The organism is Streptantibioticus rubrisoli, from assembly GCF_024436055.1.
GTDB lineage: Bacteria > Actinomycetota > Actinomycetes > Streptomycetales > Streptomycetaceae > Streptantibioticus_A > Streptantibioticus_A rubrisoli.
Genome location: NZ_JANFNH010000070.1, coordinates 1 through 19447 on the forward strand (window position 1 = coordinate 1; position 19447 = coordinate 19447).

At 69.7% G+C, this 19447-nt stretch carries 20 protein-coding genes and 1 tRNA gene; 17 read left to right on the forward strand and 4 right to left on the reverse strand.

The genetic code is table 11. The features are described 5' to 3' along the window. A partial coding sequence (locus NON19_RS31790) for a sensor histidine kinase (protein ID WP_255932737.1) occupies positions 1-823 on the reverse strand: 823 nt, incomplete at its 3' end. Between the two features lie 104 nt (positions 824-927). Further along, the gene (locus tag NON19_RS31795; protein ID WP_255932738.1) at positions 928-2136 is read right to left on the reverse strand and encodes a sensor histidine kinase; all 1209 of its coding nucleotides are present in this window, start codon (positions 2134-2136) and stop codon (positions 928-930) included. Between the two features lie 254 nt (positions 2137-2390). Here NON19_RS31795 and NON19_RS31800 point away from each other — a divergent pair, with 254 nt between their 5' ends. The 12 genes from NON19_RS31800 (at position 2391) to NON19_RS31855 (ending at position 13649) form a co-directional block, all read left to right on the forward strand. After that, positions 2391-2840: an NADH-quinone oxidoreductase subunit A gene (locus tag NON19_RS31800; protein ID WP_372514369.1), complete on the forward strand. Its 450-nt coding sequence runs from the start codon at positions 2391-2393 to the stop codon at positions 2838-2840. Continuing rightward, entirely contained in the window at positions 2831-3460 is a 630-nt protein-coding gene (locus NON19_RS31805; RefSeq protein WP_255932739.1) for an NADH-quinone oxidoreductase subunit B, read from the forward strand. The genes NON19_RS31800 and NON19_RS31805 overlap by 10 nt, the downstream gene beginning before the upstream one ends. Beyond that, a complete protein-coding gene (locus tag NON19_RS31810) occupies positions 3457-4536 on the forward strand; it encodes an NADH-quinone oxidoreductase subunit C (RefSeq protein WP_255932740.1) in 1080 nt (359 codons plus the stop codon). Before NON19_RS31805 ends, NON19_RS31810 begins: the two co-directional genes overlap by 4 nt. Then, positions 4533-5495: a complex I subunit 1/NuoH family protein gene (locus NON19_RS31815; protein WP_255932741.1), complete on the forward strand. Its 963-nt coding sequence runs from the start codon at positions 4533-4535 to the stop codon at positions 5493-5495. The genes NON19_RS31810 and NON19_RS31815 overlap by 4 nt, the downstream gene beginning before the upstream one ends. A gap of 64 nt (positions 5496-5559) precedes the next feature. Continuing rightward, a complete protein-coding gene (locus NON19_RS31820) occupies positions 5560-6144 on the forward strand; it encodes a NuoI/complex I 23 kDa subunit family protein (protein ID WP_255932742.1) in 585 nt (194 codons plus the stop codon). Next, positions 6141-6812, forward strand: coding sequence for an NADH-quinone oxidoreductase subunit J family protein (locus NON19_RS31825; RefSeq protein WP_255932743.1), 672 nt, complete (start codon positions 6141-6143; stop codon positions 6810-6812). The genes NON19_RS31820 and NON19_RS31825 overlap by 4 nt, the downstream gene beginning before the upstream one ends. Further along, positions 6812-7222, forward strand: coding sequence for an NADH-quinone oxidoreductase subunit NuoK (nuoK, locus tag NON19_RS31830; protein ID WP_255932744.1), 411 nt, complete (start codon positions 6812-6814; stop codon positions 7220-7222). The genes NON19_RS31825 and nuoK overlap by 1 nt, the downstream gene beginning before the upstream one ends. Beyond that, positions 7219-9192 (forward strand): NADH-quinone oxidoreductase subunit 5 family protein, encoded by a 1974-nt coding sequence (locus NON19_RS31835; RefSeq protein ID WP_255932745.1) that lies wholly within the window; start codon positions 7219-7221, stop codon positions 9190-9192. Before nuoK ends, NON19_RS31835 begins: the two co-directional genes overlap by 4 nt. 3 nt (positions 9193-9195) lie before the next feature. Further along, complete coding sequence (locus tag NON19_RS31840; RefSeq protein WP_255932746.1) at positions 9196-10755, forward strand: complex I subunit 4 family protein; 1560 nt, start codon at positions 9196-9198, stop codon at positions 10753-10755. After that, positions 10755-12266 (forward strand): NADH-quinone oxidoreductase subunit N, encoded by a 1512-nt coding sequence (locus NON19_RS31845; RefSeq protein ID WP_255932747.1) that lies wholly within the window; start codon positions 10755-10757, stop codon positions 12264-12266. The genes NON19_RS31840 and NON19_RS31845 overlap by 1 nt, the downstream gene beginning before the upstream one ends. 133 nt (positions 12267-12399) lie before the next feature. Further along, a complete protein-coding gene (gene htpX, locus NON19_RS31850) occupies positions 12400-13260 on the forward strand; it encodes a zinc metalloprotease HtpX (RefSeq protein ID WP_255932748.1) in 861 nt (286 codons plus the stop codon). Then, positions 13257-13649, forward strand: coding sequence for a YccF domain-containing protein (locus tag NON19_RS31855; RefSeq protein ID WP_255932749.1), 393 nt, complete (start codon positions 13257-13259; stop codon positions 13647-13649). Before htpX ends, NON19_RS31855 begins: the two co-directional genes overlap by 4 nt. A 37-nt stretch (positions 13650-13686) precedes the next feature. Here NON19_RS31855 and NON19_RS31860 read toward each other — a convergent pair whose 3' ends face one another. Further along, complete coding sequence (locus NON19_RS31860; protein ID WP_255932750.1) at positions 13687-14175, reverse strand: YajQ family cyclic di-GMP-binding protein; 489 nt, start codon at positions 14173-14175, stop codon at positions 13687-13689. A gap of 231 nt (positions 14176-14406) precedes the next feature. On the opposite strand from NON19_RS31860, the gene NON19_RS31865 reads away from it, so the two are divergent. The 5 genes from NON19_RS31865 (at position 14407) to NON19_RS31880 (ending at position 18966) form a co-directional block, all read left to right on the forward strand. Continuing rightward, positions 14407-14489 (forward strand) — tRNA-Tyr (locus NON19_RS31865). A 222-nt stretch (positions 14490-14711) separates the two neighbouring features. Beyond that, a complete protein-coding gene (locus NON19_RS31870; protein WP_255932751.1) occupies positions 14712-15908 on the forward strand; it encodes a helix-turn-helix domain-containing protein in 1197 nt (398 codons plus the stop codon). 93 nt (positions 15909-16001) lie between these two features. Further along, positions 16002-16448 (forward strand): recombinase family protein, encoded by a 447-nt coding sequence (locus tag NON19_RS31875; protein WP_255932752.1) that lies wholly within the window; start codon positions 16002-16004, stop codon positions 16446-16448. A gap of 293 nt (positions 16449-16741) precedes the next feature. Next, positions 16742-17113, forward strand: a complete 372-nt coding sequence (locus tag NON19_RS33955) for a DUF7848 domain-containing protein (protein ID WP_443729347.1) — start codon at positions 16742-16744, stop codon at positions 17111-17113. Positions 17114-18567: 1454 nt separating this feature from the next. Beyond that, positions 18568-18966 carry a hypothetical protein gene (locus NON19_RS31880; protein ID WP_255932753.1) on the forward strand — a complete coding sequence of 133 codons (399 nt, stop codon included), beginning with the start codon at positions 18568-18570 and terminating at the stop codon, positions 18964-18966. A 107-nt stretch (positions 18967-19073) separates the two neighbouring features. On the opposite strand, the gene NON19_RS31885 is transcribed toward NON19_RS31880, so the two are convergent. Continuing rightward, positions 19074-19447 (reverse strand): DUF308 domain-containing protein (locus NON19_RS31885; RefSeq protein WP_255932754.1); only part of this gene is annotated, 374 nt, incomplete at its 5' end.

Genomic DNA, 19447 nt, shown 5'->3' on the forward strand with positions numbered 1-19447 from the left:
CGAGTTTTTCCTTGGCCAGGCCGAGGTCCATGGCGAGGGCGACCAGCCGGGCCTGTGCGCCGTCGTGCAGGTCGCGTTCGATGCGGCGCAGGTCGGCGGCGGCGGTGTCCACCACCGTGCCCCGGTCCGTCTCCAGCTCGTGCACCCGGGTGGCCAGCCGGGACGGCCCGAGCAGCCCGCGGACCATCAGCCGGTCCACGGCGGTCAGCCCCCTGATCACCCACGGCGTGCCCAGCACCAGCAGCAGCCCGGCCAGCGCGGTCAGCGTGACCTTGAACGGACCGTCCAGGTACACGGAGTGGTCGACGTCCCCGTACAGCTGGAGCCCCGGCTGGTGGACGTAGGCCGGGAAGACCCACTGCCACAGCGGGTAGGTCAGCGCCGCCCAGCCGTACGTCCACAGCACCACGCAGACGCAGAAGGTGAACACACCCCACGGGAACAGCAAGAACGCGTAGAGCACATGCCGCCAGGAGACGCCGGACCTGAACAGGCCGCCCACCCAGCCCATCAGCCCGCGCCCGCGGCGTACCGGCTCAGGGTCCGCGACGTCCAGCCGCAGCAGCCCCCTGGCCCTGGCCCGCTCCACATGGCCCAGGCCCAGGCAGCCCGCCAGCATCGCGGCCAGCACCGGCACCCCGAGGAAGGTGATCAGCAGCCCGGCACCGCAGGACAGCATCGCCACCGCGAAGGTGAAGCAGACGACGCCCGTCGGCAGGTTGAGGATCAGGTACAGGAACTCGCGCCAGGTGCGGCCCTCCAGCGGGGCGCGCAGCACCGCGGGCACCCGAGGGCGCGTCTGTTCGGGATAGCCGGTCGCCATGGTTGTGTCCGTCCTACTCACAGTGGTTCGTGGTGCTTCCAGCGTGGTGGCGAGGACGGCCTCGGCCCATGGTGCGGATCGGCGTTTTCGGGCGGGGGATATCCCTACCGTGCGGTTTGGGCCTTCTCCCGGTCCCGCCAGGGCAGCTCGGCGGTGATGGTGGTGGGGCCGCCGGGTGGGGAGTCGACCACCAGCAGGCCGTCGACCGCGTCCAGCCGCTCGGCCAGGCCCGCCAGGCCGCTGCCGGTGTCGGCGGAGGCGCCGCCGCGGCCGTTGTCGGCGATCTGGAGCAGCATGCGGTCTTCGGAGCGCCAGATGTCGACGGCGGCCCGGCTGGCGCCGCTGTGCTTGCTGATGTTGGTCAGCAGTTCGGAGACGGTGAAGTAGGCGATGCCCTCGATGGCCGGTACCGGTCGGGCGGGCAGGTCGACGGTGACGTTCACCGGGACCGTGCAGCGGGCCGCCACCGCGGACAGGGCCGGGCCCAGGCCGCGGTCGGTGAGGATCGCCGGGTGGATGCCGCGCGCGAGGTCGCGCAGCTCCTGCAGGGCGGTCTTCACCTCGCCGTGTGCCTCGTCCACCATCCTGGCGGCGGCTTCGGGGTCCTCGGCGAGTTTTTCCTTGGCCAGGCCGAGGTCCATGGCGAGGGCGACCAGCCGGGCCTGTGCGCCGTCGTGCAGGTCGCGTTCGATGCGGCGCAGGTCGGCGGCGGCGGTGTCCACCACCGTGCCCCGGTCGTTCTCCAACTCGGCGATCCTGCGCTCCAGTTCGTCCGACGGCGACAGCAGCCCGCGGGCCATCGCCCGGTCGACGTTGGCCAGCCCGCGCGCCACCCACGGCAGCACCGGCCAGCCGACGAACAGCAGGGTCACCGCGAGCCCGAAGGTCAGCACGCCCCACGGCAGCCGGATGAAGAAGTACAGCGTGTGCCGCCAGGCCACCGGGTCCTTGATCCTGGTCCACAGCCAGCCGAGGAAGCCGCCCTCCCGGGACCGCAGCCGCCGTGGCTCGTCGATCCGCACCCCCAGCAGCCCGCGCACCCGGGCTCGCTCCATCCGGCCCAGCACCCGGCAGCCCAGCAGCCCGCCCGCCAGCAGCGGCAGCCCCACGACCGTCACCGACAGGCCGATGCCGAGGGTGAGGATGATCACGACGTACGCGAAGCAGAGCAGGTCGACCGGCAGGTTCAGCAGGAGGTGCGCGATCTCCTTCCAGGTGACCGCGCCGAACGCCAGCCGCGGCGGCGGCAACGGCTGGGCATCGTCATCCTCGACGCTTTCGCGGGCTGTCTCGTCCAGGGCACGGGTGTCCATGATGTAAGACTGCCCGGCCACTCAGCGGCCGCGCCATGGGGGGTGTTGGGGGGAGAAGGTGGGGTTTTCCCCACCAGCGGGTCTGCCCGTCCGACAAGGACCTGTCCCTCGTCGGCCCGTCGTCCCGGGCAGGCCATAGACTCGCCTGCGTACAGATCGTCTAAAGAGTCGTAAAGAAACCTCCTGGACATCGTCTCGAACGCCGGACGGCGTGCTGGACGGGTGCCGGGACGGAAGAGGAACGAGGGGCGGACGTGCCGGAGGCGACCGTGGCCACCGTGGCGAGCGCCGACGCCGTGGGCGGCGTCAGGGGCGCGGCCGACGCGTACCTGGCGGCGGGGTACTACCACGCCTACTCGGTGGTCGGCCTGGTAGCGGTCGTCGGCGTGCTCTTCGTCGCCGTGGCCTTCGCGGCCGGGCACCTGCTGCGGCCGGTGGTGCCGACGCGGGAGAAGATGCTGACGTACGAGTGCGGTGTCGACCCGGTCGGCGAGGGCTGGGCGCAGACCCAGATCCGGTACTACGTCTACTCCTTCCTCTACGTGATCTTCGCCGTCGACGCGATCTACCTGTTCCCGTGGGCGACGGTGTTCGCCGCACCCGGGTTCGGCGGCACCACGCTGGTGGAGATGTTCGTCTTCATCGGCTTCCTCGCCGTCGGGCTGCTGTACGCATGGAAGAAGGGCGTCCTGGAATGGACGTGACGCCGCAGACGAATCCTCAGCCGCTGCCCCAGCCCCAGCCGCTACCGGAGCCCAGGCGGCTCGGCACGCTGGCACGCCTGGCCCCCGAGCCGATGAAGGTGGTGCTCAACTGGGGCCGCCGCTACAGCCTGTGGGTGTTCAACTTCGGTCTGGCCTGCTGCGCGATCGAGTTCATCGCCGCGTCGATGGCCCGGCACGACTTCATCCGGCTCGGGGTCATCCCGTTCGCGCCCGGTCCCCGGCAGGCGGACCTGATGGTGGTCTCCGGGACCGTGACCGACAAGATGGCCCCCGCGGTCAAGCGGCTCTACGAGCAGATGCCGGAACCGAAGTACGTCATCTCCTTCGGCGCCTGCTCCAACTGCGGCGGCCCCTACTGGGACTCGTACTCCGTCACCAAGGGCGTCGACCAGATCATCCCGGTCGACGTGTACGTGCCCGGCTGCCCGCCGCGGCCCGAGGCGCTGCTCCAGGGCATCCTCAAGCTCCAGGAGAAGATCGCCCGCGAGTCGCTCGGCGAGCGGTACGGGGACGGTGCGGGCGCCGCGCGGCCGTCGGCCGCCGCCTTGAGCAGCGGGCTGGTCGCCGCCCCGCCGACACCGGGGGAGGGCGGCAGATGACCGCGTTCGACCGGCTGCCGGAGGCCGCCGCCGAGATCTTCGGCGCAGAGGCGACGGCGGAGGAGGCGTACGGCCTGCTCACCGTGGACGTCCCGGCCGCCTCGTGGATCACCGCGCTGGAGACCGCCCGCGACGAGTTGGGCTGCGGCTACTTCGACTGGCTGAGCGCGGTCGACGAGCCGGGCACTGGCTTCCAGGTCTGCGCACACCTCGCCGACCCGGGGCACGGTGGGGTACGGCACCTCGTGCTGCGCACCACCGTGCCGCACGACGCGCCCGAACTGCCCACCGCCACCGGGGTCTACGCCGGTGCGGCCTGGCACGAGCGGGAGACGCACGAGATGTTCGGCGTCCGCTTCACCGGCCATCCGCACCTGGTTCCGCTGTTGCTTCCCGAGGGCTTCGAGGGACACCCGCTGCGCAAGGACTTCGTCCTGGCGGCGCGGGTGGCGAAGGCATGGCCTGGTGCGAAGGAGCCAGGGGAGCCCGCGGCGGGCACTGCACATGGTGGCCCGAAGCGGCGGCAGATGCTGCCGCCGGGTGTGCCGGACCCCAACGAGTGGGGACCGCTCAAGGGCCAACTTCCGCCTGCCCCGGCCCGTCCCGCCCGCGCGGCGGCGGGCGAGCGCCCGGCCCGGCGCACCCGCAGCGTCTCCGAGGGCTCGGCCAGCCAGGCGGCGCCCGCCGGGTCGACCTCCGCGCCGGAGCGTCCGGCGCGGCGTGCGCGCACTGCGTCGGAGGGGTCGGCGAGCCAGCGGGCCGCCGCCGAGGAGCCCTCGGCCGAGGGCGCGCCCGCACCGGAGCGCCCGGCTCCGCGCAGGCGCACTTCGGACGCGCCGTGGAACCTGCCCCGGGAGACGGCGGAATCCGAGGCTGCGCGGGGCACGCAGGAGCCCACGGAGCCGGGTGCGGCGGGGTCGGAGGCTCGGCGAGCCACCGCGAGGCCCGATGCGTCGGAACCGGAAGCCCCGCGGGCCACGCCGGAGCCGGATGTTCCGGAACCCGAGGCCGCGTCCGAGCGGACCGGGGCGGAGACCAGGGAAGCCACGAGTGACGAAGGAGGCGACACGCAGTGAGCGGCACGCTTGACGTCGTTCTGCGGTTGGTGGCCGTCCTGGTGGCCTTCCTGGTGCTGCCGCTGGTCGTCGGCCAGACCGAGCACAAGGTGATGGCCCATATGCAGGGCCGACTCGGCCCGATGTACGCCGGAGGTTTCCACGGCTGGGCACAACTCGTCGCGGACGGTGTGAAGTTCGCGCAGAAGGAAGACGTGGTTCCGGCAGGCGCCGACCGCCGGGTCTTCCAACTCGCCCCGGCCGTCTCCCTGTTGCCCTATCTGCTGGTGCTGATCGCCATTCCCGTCGGCCCCAACGGGCTCGTCGGCCAGGCCATCGACGCCGGGTTGTTCTTCGTGCTCGCCGTGATGGGCGTCGGTGTGCTGGGCTCGATCATGGCGGGCTGGGCCTCGGCTAACAAGTTCTCCCTTCTGGGCGGTTTGCGGACCGCCGCCCAACTCATGGCGTACGAGCTGCCGATGCTGCTCGCCGCGGGATCGGTCGCGATGGCCGCGGGGACGATCTCACTGCCCGGGATCGTGCAGGCCTTCCACTGGTGGTGGATCCCCTGGCAGCTCATCGGCGGGCTGGTGTTCTTCACCGCGGGGCTCGCGGAGCTGCAGCGACCGCCGTTCGACATGCCGGTCGCCGACTCCGAGATCATCTTCGGCGCCTACACCGAGTACACCGGGCTGCGGTTCGCGCTGTTCCTGCTCGCCGAGTACGCGGGCATCGTCGTGCTGTGCGCGCTGACCACCGTGCTGTTCCTCGGCGGTTGGCATGGACCGCTGTCCGGCAGCTTCGGCTGGCTGTGGACGCTGGTGAAGACCGCGCTGCTCGCCTTCGTCGTCATCTGGCTGCGGGTGACCTATCCACGGCTGCGCGAGGACCAGTTGCAGAAGCTCGCCTGGACCGTGCTGATCCCGCTCGGCCTCGCCCAGATCGCGCTCACCGGCATCGTCAAGGTGGTGATCTCATGAGCGAGCGAATCATGGAGAGGTGCGTCCTGGGCGAATGCCGCGCCGAGCGAAGCGAGGTGCTCGCATGAGTCCTGTGCCCGGACACGGTCTGGCCAAGGGCCTCGCCGTCACCCTGCGGACGATGACCCGCCGCTCGGTCACCCACCAGTACCCGGACGCCGCGCCCCAGTTGCCGCCGCGCAGCCGCGGGGTGATCGGGCTGTTCGAGGAGAACTGCACGGTCTGCATGCTGTGCGCCCGCGAGTGCCCCGACTGGTGCATCTACATCGACTCCCACAAGGAGACGGTGCCGCCTGCCGCGCCCGGCGGGCGGGAGCGCAGCCGCAACGTGCTGGACCGCTTCGCCATCGACTTCTCGCTGTGCATGTACTGCGGTATCTGCATTGAGGTCTGTCCTTTCGACGCGCTGTTCTGGTCACCGGAATTCGAGTACGCGGAGACCGACATCCGGGAGCTGACCCACGAACGGGACAAGCTCCGCGAGTGGATGTGGACGGTGCCGACTCCGCCCGCCCTCGACCCCGGTGCCGAGGAGCCGAAGGAGATCGCCGCCGCGCGCAAGACGGCGGAGAAGCTGGCCGCCGCGCAGGAGACGGCAGCCCAGGAGGGGACGGCTCAGGAGACGGAGCCGCGGGAGGGCGACGCATGACCCTCGCCGCCGCACACCCCGGCTTCATGTCGCCGTCCGGGGTGGAGATCGCCTTCGCGCTGGTCGGGATCGCCACGCTCGGCGCGGCCCTGATCACCGTCACCACCAGGCAACTGGTGCACGCCGCACTGTGGTTGGTGGTGGCGTTGGGCGGGCTCGCCATCGAGTACCTGCTGCTCACCGCCGAATTCATCGCCTGGGTACAGGTGTTGATCTATGTCGGTTCCGTGGTCGTCCTCCTTCTGTTCGGGCTGATGCTCACCAAGGCGCCCATCGGCCGCTCCCCGGACGCCGATTCGGGCAACGGCTGGGTGGCGCTCACCGTGGCCGTGGCCGCCGCGGCCACGCTGGTGTGGGTGGTCGTGGACGCGTTCCGCTCGACCTGGATCGACCTGGGTGGCGCCGCCCAGGGGTCGACCAAGGTGACCGGCGCGGTCCTCTTCCGGCACTGGGTGCTGCCGTTCGAGGCGCTGTCCGTACTGCTGCTGGCCGCGCTCGTCGGCGCGATCGTGCTGTCCAGGCGCGGTGCCCCGGCCAGGCGTGCCGCCTCGGCTGCGCTCGGCGCACTGTCCGGGCGCGGTGCGTCGTCCGGGCCCGGTGCGATGTCGGAGCGTGCTGCTGGGTCCGAGCGTGCCGCTGTGTCCAAGCGGAAGACCGGGGAGAGCTGATGCACCTCGCCTATCCGGCCGTCCTAGCCGTCCTCCTGTTCTGCGTCGGCCTGTACGGGGTCCTCGCCCGGCGCAACGCGATCCTCGTCCTGATGTCCGTCGAGCTGATGCTCAACGCCGTCAACCTCAACCTCGTGGCCTTCGACGTCTGGCTCCGCGACACCCTGCACGCGGGCCAGGCGCTCACCCTGTTCACCATCACCATCGCCGCAGCGGAGATCGGCATCGGCCTGGCGATCGTGCTGCTCGTCTACCGCAACCGGGGCACCTCGGACGTCGACAAGCTCACCGATCTGGCCGACACCGGGACCCTTCCCGACGCTGGCTCCGCCAGCATCGCACCCACCACTGACAATCCCGCCGACACCGCCGCCGAGCAGGCACTTCGCGCCAGGGAGCAGACCGCGTGACCCTGACGACCCTCGCCGCCCTTGTCCCCCTCCTGCCGTTCCTGGGCGCCGCCGCCGGGCTGCTGCTCGGCCGCAGCGCACCCGGGTTCGTACGGCCGCTCGCGGTGCTGCCCACCCTCGCCGCGTTCGTCCTCGCCGTGCTGGTCGCCGTACGCCAGGGCACCGGCCCGGCGACCGACGCTGGCACCCGGCTCACCCCGACCGGCTCCGTGCCGATCGACCTGGCCCTGCACCTCGACGGCTTCTCGGTGCTGATCGCGGTGCTGGTCGGGCTGGTGGCGACCTGCGTGCAGATCTACTCCACCGGCTATCTGCGCGACGACCCGCGCTACCCGTCGTACGCGGCCCTGGTGTCGCTGTTCACCGCGGCGATGCTGCTGGTCGTCTACTCCGGCGACCTGATGGTGCTGCTGGTCGGCTGGGAGGTCATGGGCATCTGCTCGTACTTCCTGGTCGGGCACTACTGGGAGACCCCGCAGGCCCGATCGGCGTCGATCAAGGCGTTCCTGGTCACCAAGCTCGGCGACGTGCCGTTCCTGATCGGCATCTTCGCGCTCGCCGCGGACGCCGGGACGTTCCGGATCAACGGCATCCTCACCGCGGCCGCGAGCGGCCAACTGCACCACCCCACCCTGGTCGCGCTGCTGCTGCTCGGCGGTGTGGCGGGCAAGTCCGCGCAGTTCCCGCTGCACACCTGGCTGCCGGACGCCATGGCGGGCCCCACCCCGATCTCCGCGCTGATCCACGCGGCCACCATGGTCGCGGCCGGTGTCTACTTCATCGCCCGGCTGCTGCCGGTCTTCGCGCTGTCCGCCGCCGCGCTGGCGGTACTGGCGGTCATGGCCGCGGTCACCATGATCGGCTCGGCGCTCGCCGCGCTGGCCCAGGACGACATCAAGCGCGTGCTGGCGTACTCCACCATCGGGCAGCTCGGCTACATGACCGGGGCGCTGGCCGTCGGCGACCGTAGCGCCGCCGTCTTCCACCTGCTCAGCCACGGTGCGTTCAAGGCGCTGCTGTTCCTCGGCGCGGGCGTGCTGATCCACGCCGCGGGCACCAACTCGCTGGCCGCCATGTCCCGGATGCGCGATCTGCGCGAGCGGGCGCCGGACGCGATGTGGACGGTCACCATCGCGCTGGCCGCGCTGGCCGCGCTGCCGCCGTTCTCCGGGTTCTTCTCCAAGGAGTCCGTGCTGCGTGCCGCCGAGCACGCCGCGGGCGGCCACCAGCCGCACGTACCGGTCGCCGTCGGCTGGACGGTACTGGCCGCGGGCCTGGCCACCGCGCTGCTCACCGCGGCCTACGCGACCCGGCTGTACCTGCTGGCCTTCCGCGGCAGCGGCGGGCAGGCCCCGGAGCAGCACAAGCTGCCGGTGGTGATGAACGCCGTGCTGTGGGTGCTGGCGGTCCCCGCGCTCTCCCTCGGGGTGGCCGTCGGCACGCTGCCGAAGTGGTTCGACGGCACGCCGCTCACCCCGACCCTGACCACGTCGATCGTCGGCGTCGGCCTGGCTCTGGTCGGCATCGCGGTCACCGGTGCGGCCTGGCGGGTCACCGCCGCGCGCCGGGTACCGCTCGGCGTGGTGACCGACGTGGAGCCCGAACCCGGCGCCACCGAGGCCGTCGCCATCGCCACCCATGAACAGGCGTACGGCGACATCGCCGCCGCCCCCGACCCCGCCGACCCAGGCCGACTGCTCCTCGGCCGACTGCACCGGCACGCGGCGCACGGCTTCCACCTGGACGCCGTGTACTCGGCGCTGTTCGTCCGCCCCGTGCTGGCCGCCTCCAGCCTCGTCCGCTTCCTCGACCGCGAGGTCGTCGAGACGTACGTACAGGGCGCCGGAGCCACCCCCCGGCTGCTGGGCGCGGTGGTCCGCCGAGCCCAGACCGGCAATGTGCAGACCTACCTCAGCGCACTGCTCGCCGGCGCCGTCGTCCTCGCCGTCCTCGTCGCCACCGGAGCCTGAGCCGTGAACGACACCGTCCTGCAGTACGCCCTGGTGGCGCTGCTCGTCCTGCCCCTGCTGGGCGCGATCGGCGCGCTGCTGCCCGCCCCGCCCGGCCTCAAGGGCCGCGACCCCGACCAGGCCGTGCTACGGCACGGCGTGTCCGTCACCGGTGCGGTACTGCTGCTGTCGATCGTGCTGGCGGCCGCCTTCGACTACCGCCACTCGGCGCGTATGCAGGGCAGCACCGATCTCAGCTGGATTCCGGCGCTGCACATCCGTATCCACCTCGGGGTGGACGGCGTCTCGCTTCCGCTGATCGTCCTCACCGCGCTGCTCACCTTCCTGTGCGCTCTGCATGCGTACTTCAACATGCCCGAGGGGCCCAGCCCCAAGGCGTTCGTAGCACTCCTCCTTCTCCTGGAGGCCGGCACCCTGGGCACCTTCGCGGTGCTCGACCTGATGCTGTTCTTCCTGGCGTTCGAGATGGTGCTCATCCCGATGTACTTCCTCATCGCCCGGTGGGGCGGTGAGGGCAGGGACCGCGCCGCCTTCCGCTTCATCCTCTACACGCTGCTCGGTTCCGTCGTCATGCTGCTGGGCCTGCTGCTGATCGGGCTGAAGGCAGGCACCTTCGACATGGTGGCACTCGCCACTGACAACGGCTCGAAGCTCAGCCACAGCACCCAGATCATCGCGGTGCTCGCCATCGGCATCGGCCTGGCCGTCAAGGCCCCGATGTGGCCACTGCACAGCTGGCTGCCGGACGCCCACACCGCCGCGCCCACCACCGGTTCGGTGCTGCTCGCGGGTGTGCTGCTGAAGATGGGCACGTACGGCCTGGTGCGGATCGTGCTGCCGATCGCGCCGCAGGGCGCGCACTTCTTCGCCCCCTATCTGGCCGCGTTCGCGGTCGTCGGCATCCTCTACGGTTCGCTGGCCTGCCTGGCGCTCGGCCGCAAGGGCAACAGGGGCGACCTCAAGCGGCTGATCGCGTACTCCTCCGTCGGCCATATGGGCTTCGTGCTGTTGGGCATCGCGACGCTTACCCCGACCGGGGTCAACGGCGCGCTGTTCGCCAACATCGCCCACGGCCTGATCACCGGCCTGCTGTTCTTCCTGGTCGGTGCGGTGAAGGAGCGTTACGGCAGCACCGACCTGGATCGCCTCGCGGGCGACGGCGGCGCCGCGCTCTACGGCACCGCGCCGCGCCTTGGCGGCCTGCTGGCCTTCGGCGCCGTCGCCTCGCTCGGCCTGCCGGGGCTGGCCGGGTTCTGGGGCGAGATGCTGGCCATGTTCGGCTCCTTCCACCCGGCGGCGGGGCTCAGCCGCCCGGCGTATCTGACGTATCTGGCGCTGGCCGCCTTCGGCACCCTGCTCACCGCCGCCTATCTGCTGGGCGTGGTGCGCCGGGTGTGCATGGGGGAGCGCAGCGCGGAGGCGGTGCGGTTGGCCGACGTGCGGGGCTTTGAGTTCGCCGCGTGGTCGCCGCTGGTCGCGCTCACCGTCCTCGCGGGCCTGTGGCCCGCGGCTCTGCTCGGCCTCACCGACCCGGCCGTACGCATCCTGCTGGGAGGCCACTGATGACCGAACTCGCCGGAGGGCTCGTCCAGTCCGTCGACTGGCTCGCGGTGGCCCCTCCCACGATCCTCGCGGTCGTCGCGCTGGTGGTGCTGGTCGCCGACCTGTTCGTCGACGAGGCGCGCGAACCGCTGCTCGGCTGGGCCTCGGTGGGCGGGATGGTGCTGGCGGGTCTGGCGCTGCTGCCGCTGCTGGGCGGCGACCGCAGCACCTTCTGCCTCACCACGGGTGCGCACAACTGCAGTTACGTCGCTGACCACTTCACCCTCGCCATCCAACTCCTGGTGATCGGCGGCGCGTTGCTCACCGCGCTGCTGTCGCTGCACAACCAGGACCGGCTGCCGCAGGGGGAGTTCTGGTTCCTGCTGCTGTCCTCGGCGGCGGGCGCCGCGCTGCTGCCCGCCTCCCGCGACCTGGCGACCCTGGTGGTGGCCCTGGAGGTCGTCTCACTGCCGGCGTTCGCGCTGGTGGGACTGCGGCGCGGGGACCGGCTGTCCAGCGAGGCCGCGCTGAAGTTCTTCCTGTCGTCGGTCACCGCTACGGCCGTGATGCTGCTGGGCGTCAGCTTCGTCTACGCGGCCACCGGCACCCTGCACCTGACCGCACTGGCCGACGGGCTCACCCACGCGCCCGCGCAACTGGCCACCCTGGCCAGGACCGGTGCGGTGCTCACTCTGGTCGGCTTCGCGTTCAAACTCGCCGTCGCGCCCTTCCACTTCTGGGTGCCGGACACCTACACGGGAGCGCCGCTTCCGGTCGCAGCCTATCTGTCGGTGGTGGGCAAGGCCGCGGGCTTCTCGGGTCTGATCCTGGTCACGGTCGTCGGTTTCCGGCCGTACGGGGACGTGTGGGGTCCGGCGCTCGCCGTGCTCGCCGCGCTCACCATGAGCGTGGGGAATCTGGCCGCGCTGCGCCAGCGCCCTGAGCAGGCGCGCAGCGCGGTACGGCTGCTGGCCTGGTCCTCCATCGGCCAGGCGGGATATCTGCTGGTCCCGCTGGCCGCCGCGGGCTACGTGACCGATCAGCGCCACCAGATCGGCGCGACCGTCTCGTACGCGCTGATGTACGCCGTGGTGAACCTCGGCGCGTTCGGGGTCGCCGCGCTGGTACTGCGCTCCAACGCGCTGAACCGCATCGCCGACTACCGCGGCCTGTACGCCAGTCGGCCGCTCGCCGCCTTGGCGCTGGCGTTCTTCCTGCTCTGCCTGGCCGGTCTACCGCCGGGCGTCATCGGGCTGTTCGCCAAGGTCGTGGTCTTCTCCTCGGCGGTCGACGCCGGTCTCGGCTGGCTCGCGGTGATCATGGCCGTGAATGTGGTGGTCGCGCTCTACTACTACCTGCGCTGGGCGGCCCTCCTGTTCATGCGCCCCGAGCCGGCCGCCGGACAGGCGGCGCCGGTGGTGCGGGCTCCGGCATCCCTCACGGCCGCGATCGCGGCCGCCGCGGTGGTCGGCGTCGCGCTGTCCGGCGCTCCCCAACTGGTGCTGCGGTTCGCCTCCGGCTCGCTGTTGTGACGTTCACCCGTACGGGGACGGCGGGCGGTCCCGCCCCGGGGAACCGGGGACTTCCGCGTGGCGTTGACCAGTACGGGAGGGTCCACTGGAGGGTGGAAGGAGAGCTCCGCACCGCACGTCTTGGAGGGCTACCGTGCACCGCCGGCACAACGGGCTGAAGACCGCCGTACTCCTCGGGGGACTGTCCGCGCTCATCATCCTCGTGGGCAGCTTCTTCGGGCGAGGCGGCCTGATCGTCGCCGTCCTCGTGGCGCTGGGCACCAACGCGTACGCGTACTGGAACAGCGACAAGCTCGCCCTGCGGTCGATGCGGGCCCGTCCGGTCAGCGAGTTCGAGGCGCCCGCCCTGTACCGCATGGTGCGCGAGCTGTCGACAGCCGCCCGGCAGCCCATGCCCCGGCTCTACATCTCCCCGACCGAGGCCCCCAACGCCTTCGCCACCGGCCGCAATCCGCGCAACGCCGCCGTCTGCTGCACGGAGGGCATCCTGCGGATCCTGGACGAGCGCGAGCTGCGCGGCGTGATCGGCCATGAGCTCAGCCATGTCTACAACCGCGACATCCTGATCTCGTCGGTCGCCGGAGCCCTCGCCTCCGTGGTGATGTTCCTGGTCAACTTCGCCTGGCTGATCCCGGTCGGCCGCTCCGACGACGACGAGGGCCCCGGCATCGTCGGCATGCTGCTGATGATGATCCTCGGCCCGCTCGCGGCCTCGTTGATCCAGCTCGCGGTCAGCCGCTCCCGGGAGTACGAGGCGGACTCCTCCGGCGCCCGGCTCACCGGCGACCCGCTCGCCCTCGCATCCGCGCTGCGCAAGCTGGAGATCGGCACCCAGCAGCTTCCGCTGCCGCCGGAGCCGCGGCTGGAGACGACCAGCCACATGATGATCGCCAACCCGTTCCGCGCCGCGGACGCGTCCAAGCTGTTCTCCACCCACCCGCCGATGGCGGAGCGCATCGCCCGCCTGGAGGAAATGGCCGGAGGTCGCCGGTGAAGACCCTGCTCAACATCATCTGGCTGCTGCTGTGCGGCATCTGGATGGCCATCGGCTACGCGGTGGCCGGGATCGTGATGTTCGTGTTGATCATCACGATCCCGTGGGGCATCGCCGCGTTCCGCATCGCGGGCTTCGCGCTGTGGCCCTTCGGCCGTACCGCGGTGGTACGGCGGGACGCGGGCGTCGGCTCGTTCCTCGGCAACCTGGTGTGGGTGATCCTCGCCGGGATCTGGCTGGCGATCGGCCACATCATCACCGGCATCGCGCTGTGCCTCACGATCATCGGCATCCCGCTGGGCATCGCCAACTTCAAGCTCATCCCGATCTCGCTGACCCCGCTGGGCCGTGAGATCGTCCCCACCGACCGCCCCTTCGCCACCCGCTGAGGCCTCACCACGCGCGCGGTGAGGCCCCGGGGCGGGCTCAGCGGTAGTTGACGAACTGGAGCGCGAAGTCCAGTTCCTTGCCCTTGAGCAGGGCGATCACGGCCTGGAGGTCGTCGCGGCTCTTGGAGCTGACGCGGAGCTCGTCGCCCTGGACCTGGGCCTTGACGCCCTTCGGGCCCTCATCGCGGATGATCTTGGCGACCTTCTTGGCGTTCTCCTGGGAGATCCCCTCCTCCAGGGAGGCGATGATCTTGTACTCCTTGCCGGACGCCTGCGGGTCGCCCGCCTTCAGCGCCTTCAGCGAGATCCCGCGCTTGACCAGCTTGGACTGGAAGATGTCGAGGACCGCCTTGACCCGCTCCTCGGCGTTGGCGCGCATCTCGATCTTCTCACCCGACCAGGCGATCGAGGCGTCCACGCCCTTGAAGTCGTAGCGCTGCGAGATCTCCTTGGCGGCCTGGTTGAGGGCGTTGTCGACCTCCTGCCGCTCGACCTTCGAGACGATGTCGAAACTGGAGTCGGCCATGTTCAGTTGGCTCCTTGCGTCGGATGCTCGGGGGAACGGACCGGGAACGAGCGGGCGCACCGAAAACCGGTGCGGACCACACGCCGCGCGCCCGGCCGTACCCGCAAGGGTAGCCATCGCCACCGGCCACGGCGCTGATCAACCAGGTGGCGGAGCACCCCGGGTCATCAGGTATCGTTTACGTCGTCGCCACGGAGCTCCGCGAAAGCGGACCCCGAGCACGAATTTCCTGGCGGTGTGCCCGAGCGGCCAAAGGGAGCAGACTGTAAATCTGTCGGCTTACGCCTACGCAGGTTCGAACCCTGCCGCCGCCACAGGGAAGAAACGGCCCCTGGCCTGCTGAAGAGCGGGTCAGGGGCCGTTCCGTTGTCGATCCGTGAGTGACCGCTGGTGACCATGATCATCCGTCCTGTCTGGCACGGTACTGGCACGGCGGGAAGCCTGTCTCGCAGCCTCGTTGTTCACCCCCGGGTGTACGGGGAAGAGGACTAGCATCCTCGAAAGCGATCGAGCGCGAGCGACCCCTTGGGGGGACTGTGGGCAACTGGGCCGACTACTCGACCGGGCAACGCATCAAGATCCTCCGTGGTACGGAGCTGTCGCAACAGGGGCTGGCTGAGGCCGCTGGCGTTTCGTTGAGCCTCGTGCAGAAGGCCGAGCAGAACAAGGGCGATCTTTCGGTTGGGTCGCTGCTCAAGCTGGCTGCCGCGCTCAAGACCGACGTTGCGGTCATCCTTGGCCAGCAAGCCCCTCGGCGCGGGATGAGCCGTGACACGCGCGCCGCACTGCGTCAGCTCTCCGACGCGGTCCATGACAGCGCTCTCGGTGACTGGGACGGCATAGGTGAGCCGAGTTCGCTCGCCGAGCTGTCACGGGCGCGGGACCTCGCCTGGTCGGCGTACTGGCGGAGCGACAACACCGAGTTGAGCGGTTTGGCGTCCAAGGTCCTCCTGGAGGGGCGGGCCAGATACGAGAGCACCACCGGCCGTGAGCGCGAAGAACTCGGCTTGGTCCTGGCCAGCACGTACCGGGTGGCGGCATCCTGCGCGAACGGCTTCGGACAGCGTGATCTTGCGCTGAGTGCGCTTACGTCGGCGAAGAGTCTCGCGGAGGGTGATCCCGTCCTGGTCGCGTTGCTGGAATCCACCCTCTCGTGGATCCACCTGCGGGACGCGAAGGTTCCGCGAGCGGTGACCGTCGCTGAGCGTGCCGCCGCTCGCATCGAACCGTCCTTCAGCAGGCCATCCCGGCCGGAAATGCTCGCGTACGGGCGGCTGATGATTTCGGCAGCGGTGGCCGCTTCACGCCGAGGTGACGCGGCGTCGGCTGATGACTACATCTCACAGGCGCACGCTGCCGCTGCGCGGCTGAACAAGGACGAGGCGCTGTACGGAACGCACTTCGGGCCGACTGCCACCAACACCGAGGCCGTGGGAATCGCCGTGGCGCTCGGGAACTACGGGCGGGCGCTCAAGCTCGCACAGCACACCGAGATCCCTCGCTACATGTCCAAGGTCGCTCGAAACCGCTACAAGCTCGACGTCGCCCTGGCACAGTGCGAAGCGAAGCTCTACGACCAGGCGGCCGAGACGCTGATCAGCGTGGGCCTGGACGCGCCGGAATGGGTGCGGCATCAAGCGCTGCCCGAAGTCATTGGGAAGCGCCTGGCGCGGGTGTCTACGGCGAAAGTCCGTACGATCAGCGAGGTCATCGGCGTCCCGTTGATTGTCTGAGTCGTACGGAGCGTGCGGGTCGGGGCAATCGACCTTGGCAGGTCGTACGGCCCGTATCTTCACCATGTGTAATCACCGGAACACGATTGACGCATGGTCAGGATTCAGGACACAATGGATCGCGAAGCGCCCGTAGCGCGCCGTACGCCCGGTGAGCGCCAGCGCCGAAGGGACCTCGCCGACGCGGCTTCTGGGGTGGAGCGCTTCAAGTGCGTGATCTACCTTTGCACGGCCGCTAACGCTGATCCGAGCGGTGCTCGGCGAGAGTGCGAAGAGTACGCCGCCATGTTCGGCTGGGACGTGGTCGCGGTGATCGAGGACACGACGGGGCTCCTGCCGCCACAAGGGCGCGACGGGCTCATGCGCGCCATTGAGCGCATTCAGGTGCGGGAGGCGGGGGCGGTGCTCACCGCCTGGCGGTCGATGATCTCGCCGGTACAGGCTGAGTTTGACGAGGTAGCGGCCGAAATTGAGAAGGCTGGTGGCTTCCTTCACGTCAAGGACTGGTCCCCGGATGGGCTCGGTAGCAAGCGATGCTGATCAACGCACGAGAGCACGGAACGACCCCTACGAGAGCGGGCTACTGGTGTGAGTGGCTCACGGTTGACGATCAAGGGGAGAGCCACCGTTTCGACTCCCTTGCCGTGAGTACCGCTGCTGCGGCTGCCCGGTGGGCCAGGATCGGTCTTGCCATCATCGGTACGGTGATGCGTGAGCCCCGTGTCGTCCTACACCTGGGATGTGCTGGCGGGTGGAAGTCGAGATGTTGAGGCGGTCCTCGAAGCTGGCGAGGTCTTCTCGTTCGCGGTGGCAGTTGCGGGGAGCCGCTTCGAATGGACAGCCCGGCCGGTGGTTTTTCTGCCGCTGGCTACGGAGCGGGATCACCTCGGTGTGGCTCTGGAGACCAACGCGCAACGGGCGTGGTGCCAGTGAGCGCGCACACGGTCATCTTGCGGGCGGAGTGGACCTTGGAGCCCGACCTGGAGCCGGACGCCTTGCCGATCCGGTACGCCATGGCGTGCGCGGTCTGCGCCGACGGGGAAGAACCGGCGAAGGACCCGGCCGACACCCGTAGTGCGTGGAGCGAGGACCCTTTCGAGCCCCAGTCATGGGTGTTCGAGCATGTCCGACGCAACCCCATGCACCAGAGCTTCACCGAGGTCATTGAGCGACCGTGGCGCGCGTGGATGAGGAAGCGATCATGACTACGACCACTTGCGCAGGCGGCTCTGCCAACGCGGCATCCGCCATCGCATCGCCGCGAGGGCATGTCCTCCACAGGGCTGGGGTCTCAGCGCTGGAGTAGCCGTGAGGACCGCGTCCCTGCTCGCCGGGTGGCGACGCCTGCACGAGCGCAAGGCTGATCTTCCTCGCCTTCGTTGGCGTAGCCGCGGTCCTTATCGGCTACCGCCGACACTCAGCAACTGAGGAACCTCATAGGCCCCGGCGGTGTGGAGCGGTCACGTATGAGTCGTCGTTAGCTGATGCAGGTGCAGAGGATTCGCCTGAAGGTCAGGGAGAAGCGGCTGGCTACGTGATTTGTGGGGGCGGGACAACCTTCGGAAACCGCGTGGTAATGGGCTGATCGACGGCTGGAGCCGACGGTGGAATTCACTAGAACAGGTCAGCAGTGACGGCAAGTTCGAACGGTCTAGGTGCGCGAGTTTCGCCCCGGCTTTGTGCGCTATACGGGTTACGAGTCGAGCTCCGAGGTATGCCCAATGTCGGATGGTGTGATGATATCTGATGTATCGAGGTGAAGTCCCCTTGATCGGAACAAGACCGAACGACGTCGCTATATCGCCACACCGAAAGGTCAATCATGACAGCGATGCCGGAAGCTCCTATGCGCGAGAAGAAGGAGGCTGGCGAGGAGGAGGGCATCGGCCCCCTTCTGCTGGCCGCCTTGATGGCTCGCCGCGAGGAGCGCCACGAACCTCCCATCGCCCCGTTGCTCCTGGCCGCGCTCGCCCGTGGTCGTAAGGAGGAAGGGGAGTCCCCGATCGCTCCGCTGCTTTTGGCGGCGATGGCAGGAGGCCCGGCGGTGGCTCCGCCTCCTCCGCCGCCCCCTGCGATCAACCCGCTGCTTCTGGCGGCGCTTACAAGCCACGCGGCGCCCCCGCCTCCTCCTCCGCCGCCTCCCATCAACCCGCTGCTCATGGCGGCTCTCACGGCTGGCCCTGCGGTGGCTCCGTCTCCTCCTCCGCCGCCTCCTGCGATCAACCCGCTGCTCATGGCCGCGCTCGTCCGTGGTCGTAAGGAGCAGGGCGAGTCGCCGCTCGCTCCGCTGCTTCTGGCGGCGCTTACAAGCCACGCGGCGCCCCCGCCTCCTCCTCCGCCGCCTCCCATCAACCCGCTGCTCATGGCGGCTCTCACGGCTGGCCCTGCGATGGCTCCGTCTCCTCCTCCGCCGCCTCCCCCGGTCAACCCGCTGCTCATGGCCGCGCTCATGCACCGTTGACTTGGCGGCCCCTTTCGCACTGGCTTCGACATCCCGCTACGAAGTGAAGCCGCGTAGCGGGAAAAGAGTCATCGGTGGGGCCGAACGAAAGAGCTCCAAACTTCTGGCAGAGAAGCTTGCCCTCCGTCCGGTTGCCACGCCAGGGCGAGGGCAAGCTGGCTGCTGCCCATCGAAAAACCGACCTCTGAGGAAAGTGAAATGGCGGCTGACCCCGGCAACGAAGCACATCGAGAGCCTTTGCAGGAATTCATCGATGACGTCTTCGAAGAGATGGTAAGGGAGACGGGCCTCCCGCATAAGACAGCAAGCGAGTACGGGAAAGATCCGCTTGTAGCGGCTCTGCTTGAAATGGCCACGGCTTCACTGTCTAGGCCGTCTCACATGTCGGAAATCGAACGACTCCTCTTTTCCCAGGCCCTCGCGACCGCCCTGGCGAACGCCCTTGCTCCGGCACTGGCAAACGCCCTGGCAGCAGAGATCACGAAGGTTCTGCATGTTCCCGCAAGGTCCGGGGGCACGGAGGCGGCCAGCACCGCCAGTCCCCGGCCACACGGCGGATCGGGCGATGGACCGCAGGAGGCGGAGAGGAAAAAGTAGCCCCCATGCGGCCCACCTGGGATCAGTAGCCGTACGACGCGGTGTGCGGCGCCGAGTGGCCGAGGAGACGGATGCACGCATGCCGTTGTCGGGGGCCATCGCGCAGATCAAGGGTGACCGAGATGCGGGCGCCACGTGTGGCGGGGAACGGTCTGTCCGGCCGGGGTGAGTTTCCGTAGCTGGTGGCGCAGCTGGAAGCCGTGGACAACCTCAGTCAGCCCGAGTACGACCAGCATGATGCCGGTGACCTCGGTGAGCACGGCGATTGAGGCGAACGGAAAGATGATCAGCACTATCCCGGCGAGCAGCATGGTGATGCCCAGGAAGATCTGCCAGCCCCGCGCGGGCATGGCCGGGGCCGAGGCCGCCGAGGCAGCGATCAGCATGCCGCGCAGCAGCCAGCCGAACCCGATCCACAGGGCCAGCAACAGGATCGACTCCGCGGCGCCGCGGAAGCACAACACGCCCAGCAGCACCAGGA

Excerpts from the sequence above, each read along its gene's own strand:
- NON19_RS31795 (WP_255932738.1), bottom strand. The coding sequence starts at position 2,136 with ATGGACACCCGTGCCCTGGACGAGACAGCCCGCGAAAGCGTCGAGGAT.
- NON19_RS31805 (WP_255932739.1), top strand. The coding sequence starts at position 2,831 with ATGGACGTGACGCCGCAGACGAATCCTCAGCCGCTGCCCCAGCCCCAG.
- NON19_RS31810 (WP_255932740.1), top strand. The coding sequence starts at position 3,457 with ATGACCGCGTTCGACCGGCTGCCGGAGGCCGCCGCCGAGATCTTCGGC.
- NON19_RS31820 (WP_255932742.1), top strand. The coding sequence starts at position 5,560 with ATGAGTCCTGTGCCCGGACACGGTCTGGCCAAGGGCCTCGCCGTCACC.
- NON19_RS31825 (WP_255932743.1), top strand. The coding sequence starts at position 6,141 with ATGACCCTCGCCGCCGCACACCCCGGCTTCATGTCGCCGTCCGGGGTG.
- nuoK (WP_255932744.1), top strand. The coding sequence starts at position 6,812 with ATGCACCTCGCCTATCCGGCCGTCCTAGCCGTCCTCCTGTTCTGCGTC.
- NON19_RS31845 (WP_255932747.1), top strand. The coding sequence starts at position 10,755 with ATGACCGAACTCGCCGGAGGGCTCGTCCAGTCCGTCGACTGGCTCGCG.
- NON19_RS31860 (WP_255932750.1), bottom strand. The coding sequence starts at position 14,175 with ATGGCCGACTCCAGTTTCGACATCGTCTCGAAGGTCGAGCGGCAGGAG.
- NON19_RS31875 (WP_255932752.1), top strand. The coding sequence starts at position 16,002 with ATGGTCAGGATTCAGGACACAATGGATCGCGAAGCGCCCGTAGCGCGC.
- NON19_RS33955 (WP_443729347.1), top strand. The coding sequence starts at position 16,742 with ATGGACAGCCCGGCCGGTGGTTTTTCTGCCGCTGGCTACGGAGCGGGA.
- NON19_RS31880 (WP_255932753.1), top strand. The coding sequence starts at position 18,568 with ATGGCGGCTGACCCCGGCAACGAAGCACATCGAGAGCCTTTGCAGGAA.